Below are 11,767 nucleotides of genomic sequence, written 5' to 3' on the forward strand. Positions count from 1 at the left end.
AGACCCAGGGCGCTCGACGATAAAACACCTGGGTCCCCGCTTTCGCGGGGATTTTACGGGAGGAGGGATGCGCCGAACCCAGTCTCGCCCCCTCCGTCGCTCCGCGACACCTCCCCCAGAGGGGGAGGATCTTTACCCCACCGGTCCCTGGGGGCCCGTCGGCGGCGCGGGCTGCACCGGGGCAGGCGCGGCGGGGACCACGGGGTAGCGGGGTTTGCGCTTGGCCTTGGCGGTTTCGGCCGGCGTGGGCTCGGCCGGGGGGGCGTGGACGTCGGGGATGGGCTCGACCGTCGGGCCGACCACCGAGGGCGGCGGCTTGGGCGGCGGCGGCGGGGGGGCGTCGTTGCCGCCCATGAACGGGAAGCGGCGCTTCTTGGGCTCGGGCTGGGGCTCGCCGCGGTGCTGGGGCGTGGCCGGCGGCATGCAGCCGCGCGCCTCGCCCAGGCCCTTCAGATAGGCGCGACGGACGGCGCCTGAGGCCATGGCCGACTGGACGAGGCGGTCGTGCTTTTCGGCGCCGGTCAGCTTGCGGACCCAGCCGCGCATCGGGATCAGGTCCTGGGCGGCGCTGGCCATGGCCCCAAGAGCGGCGTCGCCGGCGGCCCTGCGGCCCCGGTCCATCAGGTCCTCGTCCTCGCCGGGCGGGACCTGGTCCATGTCGATGCCGAGGGCGGCGTCGAGCGGCTTGATCAGGGCGGTCAGCTGGCCGCAGCTGGAGGGCATGGGCCGGGCGTAGGGATCCTGCATGGCCTCCAGCAGGGCCGGCGGGATCTTGGTGCGCATCAGGTTGACGTCGCGCAGGGGCGCGGTCACCGCGCCGCCGATGCCGTCCTTGTTGGCCTCGGAGGTGGTCTGGATCTTTTCGGGCGGCGGCTCCGGAGGCGGTTCACGGGTGCTGGCGCAGGCGGCGAGCAGGGGAAGCGCGGCGGCGAGGAGGAGCAGACTTCGCATGACGTGACCCTAACGCGCCTGAAGCCAACTCGTCATCCGCCGTTGAAGACGAATCGAGCGGGGCTTCCGAATGGTTGAGCCGAGTTCGCCTCGAACCAAGGCGCAGTTTGGGCGGGAGGGGCGTCGCGGGCGCCCGGGTCCCCGAAGGGGAAACTCAAAACACGTTGGATTTCAAAGGGAAGGTGGTGGGCCGGCTGGGATTCGAACCCAGGACCATTCGATTAAAAGTCGAATGCTCTACCACTGAGCTACCGGCCCGCTGTCGACACGGGGGTGGCCGTGAGAAGCGGCGCGGAACATAGTCGGGCCTCCCATGCGTCGCAAGCCGCGTTTCACCGGATCGGTTCGTCGGGCTCTACTATTTGTCCCATATATTGGTTTGATGTGGCGACATGTGAAATATCTTGCGCTGAGCGCCGATATTCGGGAATGGTCCGGCGAAGAACGGCGGCCGTCAGCCGCGGGCGAGGGGGAGACCGACGAGGATGCAGCTGAAGCGACGCAGCGTTCTGGCCGGCCTGATTCTGGCGCCCGCGACCGCCGCCCTGGCGGGAGAGACGCCGATGACCGCCCTCAAATTCGATTTCACCGCCAAGCCGCGCGAAGGTTTCACCCCGGTCGCCGCCGACCGTCTGTACGACGCCGCCTCGGGCTACGGCTTCGAGCCGGGGGAGGGGCGGTCGTTCTCGGTCGCCGTTCCGGAAGGCGACTGGCGCGTGACGCTGGAGGTGGACGGCGGCGCCGACCTGACCGTGAAGGCCGAATCCCGCCGGCTGATGGCCGAGCAGATCCGCACCAAGGCCAAGGAGCGCCGCGAGGTGGCGTTCGTGGTCAACGTGCGCACAGCCGCCCTGCCGCCGCCGCCCAAGAACGCCCCGGGCGGGACCGAGGTGATCCTCAATCCGCGCGAGAAGGGCACGCCCAACTGGGACGACAGGCTGACCGTCGAGTTCTGCGGTCCGGCCCCCAAGGTGGCGCGGATGACCGTGGAGCCGGCGAGCGTGCCGCGCGTCTTCCTGCTGGGCGACTCCACGGTGACCGACCAGCCGTTCGAGCCGGCGGCCGGTTGGGGCCAGATGCTGCCCAGGTTCTTCGCCCCGACCGTGTCGGTGGCCAGCCACGCCGAGTCCGGCGAGACGATGAAGTCGTTCCTGATGGAGCACCGGCTGGACAAGGTGCTGAGCCAGACGCGGGCCGGCGACTTCGCGCTGATCCAGTTCGGCCACAACGACCAGAAGGAAAACTGGCCCCAGACCTATGTCGAGGCGGCCACGACGTATCGCGACTACCTCAAGGCCTATGTCGGCGAGTTCCGGCGCAGGAAGGCCACGCCCGTGCTGGTGACCTCGATGCATCGCCGGCGGTTCGACGCCGAGGGGCGGATCGTCAACACCCATGGCGACTATCCGGCGGCCGTCCTGGCGGTAGGGGCGGAGCTGGGCGTGCCGGTCATCGACCTGGCGGCCATGAGCAAGGTCTTCTACGAGGCCCTGGGGCCGGCGCAGGCGCCCAAGGCCTTCGCCGACGGCGGCAAGGACATCACCCACCACGACAACTACGGCGCCTACGAGCTGGCGCGGTGCATCGTGGAGGGGATCAAGGCGGGCGTTCCTGAGCTGGCGCGCCATCTCAGCGCCGACGTCGGATCGTTCGATCCGGCCAGGCCGACCCCGCCCGACAGCTTCGTCATGGCTCCCAGCGCGGCGCGCAGCAGCGCGGCCCTGCGCGGAAATTGAGGTATCCGATGATCGACCGTCGCTCCCTCCTGGCCCTGGCCGGCGCGACCGCCGCCAGCCCGGCCCTGGCGCAAGGCGCTGCTCCCGAGGCTCAGAAGCCCGCCGCCTCGCTGCTGGAGATCCAGCCGATCTGGCCGGGCAAGGCCCCGGGCGGCGAGAAGGTGACCGCCAAGGAGCAGGTGATCCTGCGCACGCCGGGCGGTGATCCCAACGACACGGCCTTCCTGCACATCACCGATCCGGTGCTGATGATGCGCCGGCCCAAGAACCCCAACGGCGCGGCGATCCTGATGATCCCGGGCGGCGGCTATGTGCGGGTGGCGGTCAGCAAGGCCGGCGGGGCCATCGACCAGTGGATCGCCGACCAGGGCGTCACCGCCTTCGTCATGACCTACCGCCTGCCGGCCGACGGCTGGGCGGCGGGGCCGGACGTCGCCTTGCAGGACGCCCAGCGGGCCATCCGCATCATCCGTTCGCGGGCCGGCGAGCTGGGCCTGGATCCCGAGCGCGTGGGCGTGATGGGCTTCTCGGCCGGCGGCCACCTGGCCGGGCGGCTGTCGACCCAGTTCAAGCGCCAGACCTATGCGCCAATCGACGCCATCGACACGCTGTCGACGCGGCCGTCGGTGGCGGGGCTGTTCTATCCGGTGGTGACCATGCAGCCGCCCTATGCGCATGGCGGCTCGCTGAAGGAGCTGCTGGGCGCGGACGCCTCCGAAGCCCGCCGCAAGGCGATCTCGCTCGAGCTGGACGTGCCGGCCGATACGCCGCCGACCTTCATCGCCACCGCCGCCGACGACAAGGTGGTGCCGGCCGACAACTCGCTGCTGCTCTATTCGGCCCTGCGAAAGGCCAGCGTGCCCAGCGAGCTGCACATGTTCGAGAAGGGCGGCCACGGTTTCGGCCTGACGGGGCCCAAGGGCCTGGACATGAGCTGGCCGCAGCTTTTGCCGCCATTCCTGCGCCGCCACGGCCTCTACACGTGACCTTCGACGTCGCGGCCTTCGGGGCCGTCGGCGACGGGCAGGCGCTGGACACCGACGCGATCAATGCGGCCATCGTCGCGGCGTCCGCGGCCGGCGGCGGGACCGTGCGGCTGCCGGCCGGGCGTTACCTGAGCTTTTCGATCCGGCTGGCCAGCGGGGTGACCCTGCAGCTGGACGAGGGCTGCACGCTGGTCGCCGCCGATCCGGCGGTGCACGGCGGGGCCTATGATCCGCCCGAGGACAATCCGCACGACCTTTACCAGGACTTTGGTCATAGTCATTGGCGCAACAGCCTGATCTGGGGCGAGGACCTGGAGGATGTGGCCATCGTCGGTCCGGGCCGTATCGACGGCGAGGGCCTGACCCGCGAGGGGCCGGGCTCGCGCTGGCGCCGGCAGGCCGGCGAGTTTCCGCTGAGCATGGTGGGCCTCTCGGCTGAAGCCATGGCCGAGCTGGTCCCCGAGCGGGCGGCGATGATCGGCCAGGGCAACAAGTCGATCGCCCTGAAGCGCTGCCGAGGCGTGCGTCTGTCGGGCTTCACGATCCATCGCGGGGGCCATTTCGCGTTGCTGGCGACGGGTTGCGAGGACCTGGCGATCGAGACCCTGCTGATCGACACCAACCGCGACGGGCTCGACATCGACGCCTGTCGGCGGGTGCGGATCGCTCACTGCCGGGTCAACACCCCCAACGACGACGCCATCGTGCTCAAGGCTTCGATGGCCCTGGGCGAGGCCCTGCCGACCGAAGACGTCGAGATCGTCGGCTGCCACGTCTCGGGCTTCGACCTGGGGACGGTGCTGGACGGGACGCTTGGCCGCGAGCAGCGGATCGCGCCGGACCAGGACCGGGTCACCGGCCGCATCAAGATCGGCACCGAGAGCAACGGCGACTTCCGCCGCATCCGGATCAAAGACTGTCTGCTGGAGCGCTCGCGCGGGCTGGCGCTGGAGACGGTCGACGGCGGGACCATCGAGGACGTCGAGATCGAGGACGTGCGGCTGGTCGAGATGACCAGCGCGCCGCTGTTCCTGCGGCTGGGCGCGCGGCTGCGCGGGCCGGAGGGGACCAAGGCCGGGGCGCTGCGCCGGGTGCGGGTGCGCAATCTGATCGGAGCCGAGGCGCGGGCCGACCTGCCGGTGATCCTGGCGGGCCTGCCGGACGCGCCGATCGAGGACGTGCGGCTGGAGGGGCTGGAGCTGTCGTTCCTGGGCGGGGCCAAGGCGGCGGGCGTCGAGCCGCCGGACCTGGCCGACGCCTATCCCGAGCCCAGGATGTTCGGCGATCCGCCGGCCTGGGGCCTGTGGGCGCGGCACGTGAAGGGGCTGTCGATCGACGGCCTGGCGCTGAACGCGAATCTGGACGCCCGCGCGCCGGTGCGGATCGACGGCAAGGTCGTGCCGCTGGACGCCTTTTCCCGCACGGCGGCGGTCGGCTAGCCGACCCTCGCTCGCGAGAGCTTGAGCGCAAGCGCTACCTTGGGTGCGGCCCAGCCTGCGGCCTAGCGTCGCGATGGGCGTTTCGGAGGCTTCCGAGGCTTCGATTTTAGCACCTCGGACTCCTAGATGATGGACAAACGGGGGTGGATCGAGCCGTTCGATCCGTCGCGCCGTCGATCCTGGGGTCATGTTCAGAGCCAGCATCCTTCGCACCCTCGCCACCATCGCCGTCGTGGCGGTTCTGGCGGTCGGGACGGACTACGTGGTGAACGTGGTGCTGCTGGCGCGGCCGTACATCTTCACGCCGTGGATGACGATGACCATCGTCGCGATCGCCGGCGGACCCCTGGTCTATTTCCTCCATAGCCAGCGCCTGAGCCTGAAGGCGGCCAAGCGCGACCTGTCCGAGAGCCTGAAGGTGCAGCGCCAGTCGGCCGAGGAGGCCGAACGGCGGCGGCTGGAGGCCGAGCGCGCCCTGGCGCGGCTGCGCGAGCAGGAGTCGCTGTACGGCATCCTGGCCAACAACCTGACCGACGCCCTGTCGCTGTGGAACCGCGAGGGCAAGCGGCTCTACAATTCGCCGGCCATCGAGCGCCTGACCGGCTACACGCCCGAGGAGTTCCTGGTCGCGCCGAACCTGCTGGGCGTCGATCACGAGGACGGGGCCAAGGCGGTGGCGGCCATCCGCGAGCTGAAGGGGCCGACCGACACCCGCACGCTCGAATACCGCTTCCGCCGCAAGGACGGGACGCGGATCTGGATCGAGAGCACCTATTCGCTGGTGCCGGCCGAGGACGGCGGCGGCTTCATCGCCACCAGCCGCGACGTCACCGAGCGCAAGCGCCTGGCCGAGGACCTGGCCCAGGCCGCGCACGAGGCCCAGTCGGCCGCCGCCGCCAAGGCCGACTTCCTGGCCAACATGACCCACGAGCTGCGTACGCCGCTGACGGCGATCATCGGCTTTTCGGGTCTGCTGCGGCAGTCGTCGGCCCTGTCGGAGACCGACGCGCGGCAGGTGCGGCTGATCCACGAGGCCAGCAACACCCTGCTGGGCGTGATCAACGACGTGCTCGACTTCTCGCGCCTGGAGGCGGGGCTGGAGTTCGACGCCGAACCCTTCCGTCCCTGCGACATGGCCCGCTCGGCCGCCGCCCTGATCGAGACCCAGGCCCAGGAGAAGGGCCTGCCGGTGCTGGTCGAGTTCGGACCGGGCCTCAAGCCGCTGGTCGGCGACGCCGCGCGGCTGAACCAGGTGCTCCTGAACTTCCTGTCCAACGCCGTGAAGTTCACCAGCGAGGGGCGGATCCTGATCTCGGTCAGCCAGGAGACCTCGGCGGTCGGCCAGCGCCTGCGGATGGAGGTGCGCGACACCGGCATCGGCGTGCCAGGCGACATGCACGAGGCGGTGTTCGAGCGCTTCATCCAGGCCGACGCCGGCGTCTCGCGGCGGTTCGGCGGCACGGGCCTGGGCCTGGCGATCTGCAAGCGGATCATCGACGCCATGGGCGGCCGCATCGGCGTGGAGAGCACGCCGGGCAAGGGCTCGACCTTCTGGTTCGAGGTCGACCTGCCGATCACCGAGACGGTCGCCGACATTCCGGTCGCCGCCCAGCCTGCGGCGCTGGAGCGGCCGGCCCGGGTGCTGCTGGTCGAGGACAATCCGGCCAACCGCGAGCTGATCGGGGCGCTGCTGGCGCCGTTCGACGTCGAGGTCGAGACGGCCGTCGACGGTGTGGGGGCGGTCGACGCCTTCAAGGCCGGCAAGGCCTATGATCTGGTGCTGATGGACGTGCAGATGCCGGTGATGGACGGCCTGACCGCCACCCGCCGCATCCGCGCCCTGGAGCACGCCGGACGCCACACGCCGATCGTCGCCATGACCGCCAACGTCCTGCCCGAACAGGTCGCCAACTGCCTGGCCGCCGGCATGGACGACCACCTGGGCAAGCCGATCAACCCGATGCGGTTGTTGGAGACGGTGGCGCGCTGGAGCCAGGCGGAAGCGGCTTAGGGGCCCTCTCCCTGAAGGGAGAGGTGTCGGCGAAGCGATCGGTGGGGGGGCTGCAAACTCACCCACGCCCTGAAAGCTGAAACCGTCCCCCACCGGCCTTCGGCCGCCTCCCCATGGGGGAAGGTTTTTACTTCTCCCTTCCCCCTTGATGGGGGAAGGGCCGGGGATGGGGGTGACTACGGCGCTTGGTCCTGAAACGAAAATGGGGGCGGAACGCGCGGTTCCACCCCCATCCCAACCCTTCCCCCATCAAGGGGGAAGGGCTTTGAAGTTCGTCGTCAGGTGATGTCGGGGATGTGGTCTTCGCCGACCGCCGGCTTGGCCTTGGCGCCGCGGCCCCAGAGGGTCTCGTACTTCCAGCCGGTGAGGTCTTCGACGATGGCCTTGGACTCAGGAGTCTCGGCTTGCGTCGCGCCGGCGCGGAGGCGTTCGACTTCGTGGACCAGGACCTCGTGGGTCTTGGCGTTGAGGCGGAACTTCCAGGAGATGAGCATGCCGGCGATCATCACGATCAGCGGGCCGCCGACCATGACCAGCACCAGGGCGCGGATGGCTTCCGGCGACTGCTGGACGGGCGGAGCGCCCTTGGCGGCCGAGACGAAGCCGCCCAGGCCGATCAGGCTGGTGGTCAGCAGGATGGCGCCCGACTGGGCGATCTTGCGCACGAAGGTCATGACCCCGGCGAAGATGCCTTCGCGGCGCAGGCCGGTGACGGCCTCGTCGACGTCGGGCAGGTAGTTGTAGACGCCCCAGGGCACGAAGTTCAGCGTGCCGCGGCCCAGGCCAGCCAGGATGATCGGCAGGAACAGCCACAGCAGGACGGTGGGGTTGAAGCCCGCCGCGCCGGGCAGGGCGGTGAAGATGTTCCCGTTCAGCGCCGCCACGCCGGCCGAGAAGCCGGCCGGCTTGACCAGGTAGAAGCCCAGGAACAGCAGCAGGGCCGCGCCGACGAAGCTGATGGCCATGCGGTAGGCGGCGGTCGGACCGGTCTTGATGATCACGCGGATGGCGACCATCACCGAGATCAGCTGGGCCACGTACATCATGGTCATGGCCTGGGAGATCACCAGGGTCGAGCCGACCATCACCGTGGCCACGAACAGCGGGAAGGCGGTGTTGAAGATGTCCTGGCTGATGTAGCCGCCCAGATAGAGCGACAGGTGCTGGCGGAAGGCCTTCAGCTTCAGGGTCGAGAACAGGTCGCGGAACATGTTGACCGGGATCAGTGCCGCCTTGCTCCAGTCCATCGGCTCGGGCTGGATCAGCTTTTCTTCCTCGGTGTAGGGGCGCTCCCAGGTGAACAGCACCACCAGCAGCACCACCAGGCTGAACAGGCCGCCGAAGATGGCCGCCATGATCAGGAAGGTGTTGGGGCTGTCCTTGCCGCCGAAGTGGTTGATGATCAGGGTCGGAAGGTAGGAGGCCAGGATCGCCGAGGTCTGGGCGACCATCATGCGCACGCCGGCGAACTTGGCCTTCTCCTTGTAATCCTTCGTCATTTCCGCCGCGAGGGTTTCCCACGGGATCAGGAACATCGTGTAGACGAACTCGAAGAAGATGAAGGTCACGAGGTAGTAGAGGAACGGCTTGCCGGTGACGAAGATCAGGGCGAAGGCCGGCAGCAGCGGGATGGTCGCCAGCAGGAAGATCTTCCGCCGCCCGACCTTCCGGCCGATCCAGGTGTGGCGCAGGTTGTCGGAGATGTAGCCGATCAGCGGGCAGGTGATCGCCTCGAGCAGGCGCGGCAGGCCCAGGATCAGGCCGGTCTCGACCGGCGACAGTCCGCAGAAGGTGATGAAGAAGTAGGCCAGCCAGCCGGTGATCACGGCTTGCGCGCCGGCCCCCAGCATGTCGCCGGAGCCCCAGCCCCAATAGGTGACCCAGGACGGTTTGCGGGGGTCTGGCGTGGCCATGTTCGTTTCATTCCCAAGAAGAGGGGGTCTTTTCGCCCCCAAGTCCGGTCCGCTCCCAGGGAGCGGACCGGGTAGTTCGAAGATGCGCGAGCCTTAGATGAAGGCGCGCTGGAACTCGCCGAGGGCCAGCATGGCCAGCGACTGGCCGTAGGGCATCGAGGTCAGCGGGATGTCCTTGTAGCCCTGGATCGTGTCGAACACCGGGGTGCCGAACGAGACCTGCTGCAGTTCACCGGCGTCGTCGATATTGGCCAGCACGCCCTTGATGGCGCGGATGGCGACGGCTTCGTATTCCTTGCCGATGTAGCGCTTGCGGACGGCCTTCAGGACGCCGTAGGCGAAGCCGGCCGTGGCCGAGGCTTCCAGGTACGAGGTCTTGTCGTCGATGATCGTGTGCCAGAGGCCCGACTCCTGGTCCTGGAACTTGGTCAGGGCCTTGATCTGGGCTTCCAGCGCGTCGATCAGGAAGGCGCGCAGGCCGTCGCCCGGCTTCAGGTCGAGCAGCTCGATGAATTCCGGGATGGCGATCGTCACCCAGCAGTTCCCGCGGGCCCACAGGGCGTCGGCGAAGTTGTGACGGCCCTCGAAGGTCCAGCCGTGGAACCACAGGCCGGTCTTGCGGTCGGCCAGGTACTTGATGTGGACCATGAACTGGCGCTTGGCCTCCTCGACGAAGTCGGGGCGGTCGAGCAGCAGGCCGATCTTGGCCAGCGGCAGCACGCTCATCATCAGCGTGTCGTCCCACAGCTGCTGCGGGTTCTCGCTGTTGAAGACGATGTGCTGGAAGCCGCCTTCCTCGGTGCGCGGACCCTCGTACATGACGTAGTCGGCCCAGGTCTCGAGGTAGGGGATGTAGGTGTGGTCGCCGGTGGCCTCGTAGAGGTAGGCCAGGGTCAGGAACGGCGAGACCGTGTTGATGTTCTTGGTCGGGGTGCCGGCCTCGAAGCGGTCGGCGAACCACTTGGTCATGATGTCGAAGGCGCGCTCGTCGCCGTACATCTCGTACTGCTTCCACAGGCCGTAGAGGCCCACGCCGTGGGTCCATTCCCAGTCGTTCCAGCCCTTGGTGTCGATGACGCGGCCGTCGTCGAGGCGCAGCAGGAACTCGCCCGTCTCGTCGGTGATGTCGACGAGGTTGCTGATCAGAAGGGCGATCTTGGCCTTGACGTCCTTGGCCTCGATGCCGTGAGCGAGATTGGGCACGGTAGTCTCCTAAAAGGTAGGTCTGGAGTAGGCGGGGGCCTACTGTTTGTAGTTCGGCGCGGGGACGCGGGCGACGGGCACACCGCCTTCCACGTTGCGCAGCACTTCGAGTTTGACGGCTTCCAGGGCGTCGCCGGGAGCGCCGTCGCTGGTCACGGCCAGGGCGATGGTGTTCTTGCCGTGCTCATCGATGATGCCGCTCGGCAGGACGAAGGTCCGCTGCGGGCCGACATGGGCGATGAACTGGCCCATGTTCCAGCCGTTGACGAAGATCAGCACGCGGTAGCGGCCCGGCGAGCGCGGGGTCTTCGGATCGCCGATCGTCAGGCCCAGGGTCACGTCCTGGTCCTTGGGCAAGGCGAGGTCGAAGTTCGTCCGATACCAGGTGGTGCCGGCGTAGGGCTGGGTGGCGGCCATGTCGGCCTTGGCCCACGACTGATCGGGGAAGCCTGGCAGGTGCCAGCCGTTGCGCTCGCCGTACTGGCCGCCTTCGTTCAGCGAGCCGCGCACGGGATCGGCGATGTCCTCGCCGCCCTTGTTGCCCTGGATCTTCCAGGCGATCGGCACGGCGAAGCTGTAGCTGGTGGGGCTCGACAGCGAGGCCGAGACCAGGCCGCGGGCTTCCTTGTGGAAGTCGTCGGCGTCGAGGTCCCAGTTGTGGCCGTTGTTGCGCACCATCACCGACAGCACGTGCTCGCCGTCGCCGCGCAGGTCTTCCGGCAGCTTGAAGGTGGCCACACCGGTGGTGATCGGGCGGGGCAGGCCGCCGTCCAGCTCGTGCTGGCCCAGGAACTTGCCGTCCAGCCAGACCTGCAGCATCCCCGCGCCGCCGGCGCCGTAGTGCAGGGTCAGGGTGTCGATGTCGGCGCGGCCCTTGTAGCGGCCGCGATACCAGACGTCGCCGTTGTGGAAGCCGTGGGTGCTCATGTCGAGCGCCGGCTGGCCGGTGGGCGGACGCACGGTGGAGCCGCCGCGCTTGCCCTCGGCCTTGGCCCAGGCGCTGTCGTCGAAGGCAGGATCCGACTCGGGCGAGCCGGCGGCGGTCTTCCAGTCGAGCTTGGCCAGATCGGGGACGGTGACGGCGGCCGGGCCGGGGAGGGCCTTGGACGCCAGCAGCGAGCCCGAAGCGGTGACCTTGGCGGCGACGGCGGCGCCGTTCCAGCGGACGGATTTGACGCCCTTGGGGGCGAAGACTTCGAGCGGGCTTTCGGTCTCGGTGTCGCCGGTCAGGGACAGCACGCCGCCCTTGACGGCGGCGGTGCGCACGAGGCCGGGGCCGCGCTGCAGGGTGGGGCCGGCAGGGGTGTCCTGGCGCCAGAAGGTCTGGCCCGTCGCCTCGTCGGCCAGCAGCAGCACGAGCGGCGGACGACCGCCGCCGGTGATGCGCACGCGGGCCAGGCCCGTGTGGCTGTAGGTGAGCTTCAGGTCGCCCTTGGCGGCGTCGAAGGCCGACGTCACGTCGCCTTCCAGCACCTCGACCTTGGGGGCCTGCGCATAGCGCAGCACGGTCTCGCCGGCTTCGCCGGCG

Annotated in this window: 8 protein-coding genes and 1 tRNA gene; 4 read left to right on the top strand and 5 right to left on the bottom strand. The window is 69.1% G+C overall.

All coding sequences use genetic code 11. The features are described 5' to 3' along the window. Nucleotides 1–132: 132 nt before the first annotated feature. Together DMC18_RS13900 and DMC18_RS13905 are read right to left on the bottom strand one after the other, a co-directional pair. Nucleotides 133–951 (bottom strand): hypothetical protein, encoded by an 819-nt coding sequence (locus tag DMC18_RS13900; RefSeq protein ID WP_233248155.1) that lies wholly within the window; start codon nt 949–951, stop codon nt 133–135. A 183-nt stretch (nt 952–1,134) separates the two neighbouring features. Further along, nucleotides 1,135–1,209: transfer RNA gene (locus tag DMC18_RS13905), tRNA-Lys, on the bottom strand. A 227-nt stretch (nt 1,210–1,436) separates the two neighbouring features. On the opposite strand from DMC18_RS13905, the gene DMC18_RS13910 reads away from it, so the two are divergent. The 4 genes from DMC18_RS13910 (at nt 1,437) to DMC18_RS13925 (ending at nt 7,123) form a co-directional block, all read left to right on the top strand. Continuing rightward, nucleotides 1,437–2,687, top strand: a complete 1,251-nt coding sequence (locus DMC18_RS13910; RefSeq protein WP_110122034.1) for a rhamnogalacturonan acetylesterase — start codon at nt 1,437–1,439, stop codon at nt 2,685–2,687. Nucleotides 2,688–2,695: 8 nt separating this feature from the next. Beyond that, on the top strand, nt 2,696–3,673 hold the full coding sequence (locus DMC18_RS13915; RefSeq protein WP_110122033.1) for an alpha/beta hydrolase: 978 nt from the start codon (nt 2,696–2,698) through the stop codon (nt 3,671–3,673). After that, the gene (locus DMC18_RS13920; RefSeq protein WP_110122032.1) at nt 3,670–5,112 is read left to right on the top strand and encodes a glycoside hydrolase family 28 protein; all 1,443 of its coding nucleotides are present in this window, start codon (nt 3,670–3,672) and stop codon (nt 5,110–5,112) included. The genes DMC18_RS13915 and DMC18_RS13920 overlap by 4 nt, the downstream gene beginning before the upstream one ends. Nucleotides 5,113–5,299: 187 nt before the next feature. Then, on the top strand, nt 5,300–7,123 hold the full coding sequence (locus tag DMC18_RS13925) for an ATP-binding protein (protein ID WP_110122031.1): 1,824 nt from the start codon (nt 5,300–5,302) through the stop codon (nt 7,121–7,123). A gap of 278 nt (nt 7,124–7,401) precedes the next feature. Here the strand turns inward: DMC18_RS13925 and DMC18_RS13930 are convergent, their stop codons facing one another. From DMC18_RS13930 to DMC18_RS27185, 3 genes are all read right to left on the bottom strand, one after another. After that, complete coding sequence (locus DMC18_RS13930) at nt 7,402–9,036, bottom strand: MFS transporter (RefSeq protein ID WP_110122030.1); 1,635 nt, start codon at nt 9,034–9,036, stop codon at nt 7,402–7,404. A gap of 93 nt (nt 9,037–9,129) precedes the next feature. Continuing rightward, on the bottom strand, nt 9,130–10,239 hold the full coding sequence (locus tag DMC18_RS13935) for a glycoside hydrolase family 105 protein (RefSeq protein WP_058350578.1): 1,110 nt from the start codon (nt 10,237–10,239) through the stop codon (nt 9,130–9,132). A 39-nt stretch (nt 10,240–10,278) separates the two neighbouring features. After that, nucleotides 10,279–11,767 (bottom strand): beta galactosidase jelly roll domain-containing protein (locus tag DMC18_RS27185; protein ID WP_199232577.1); only part of this gene is annotated, 1,489 nt, incomplete at its 5' end.

It is taken from the genome of Caulobacter sp. D5 (genome assembly GCF_003185805.1).
Classification (GTDB): Bacteria; Pseudomonadota; Alphaproteobacteria; order Caulobacterales; family Caulobacteraceae; genus Caulobacter.

What these genes read in the sequence shown, in the direction of transcription:
- DMC18_RS13900 (WP_233248155.1), bottom strand. Translation starts at nt 951, where the DNA reads ATGCGAAGTCTGCTCCTCCTCGCCGCCGCGCTTCCCCTGCTCGCCGCC.
- DMC18_RS13930 (WP_110122030.1), bottom strand. Translation starts at nt 9,036, where the DNA reads ATGGCCACGCCAGACCCCCGCAAACCGTCCTGGGTCACCTATTGGGGC.
- DMC18_RS13910 (WP_110122034.1), top strand. Translation starts at nt 1,437, where the DNA reads ATGCAGCTGAAGCGACGCAGCGTTCTGGCCGGCCTGATTCTGGCGCCC.
- DMC18_RS13925 (WP_110122031.1), top strand. Translation starts at nt 5,300, where the DNA reads ATGTTCAGAGCCAGCATCCTTCGCACCCTCGCCACCATCGCCGTCGTG.
- DMC18_RS13915 (WP_110122033.1), top strand. Translation starts at nt 2,696, where the DNA reads ATGATCGACCGTCGCTCCCTCCTGGCCCTGGCCGGCGCGACCGCCGCC.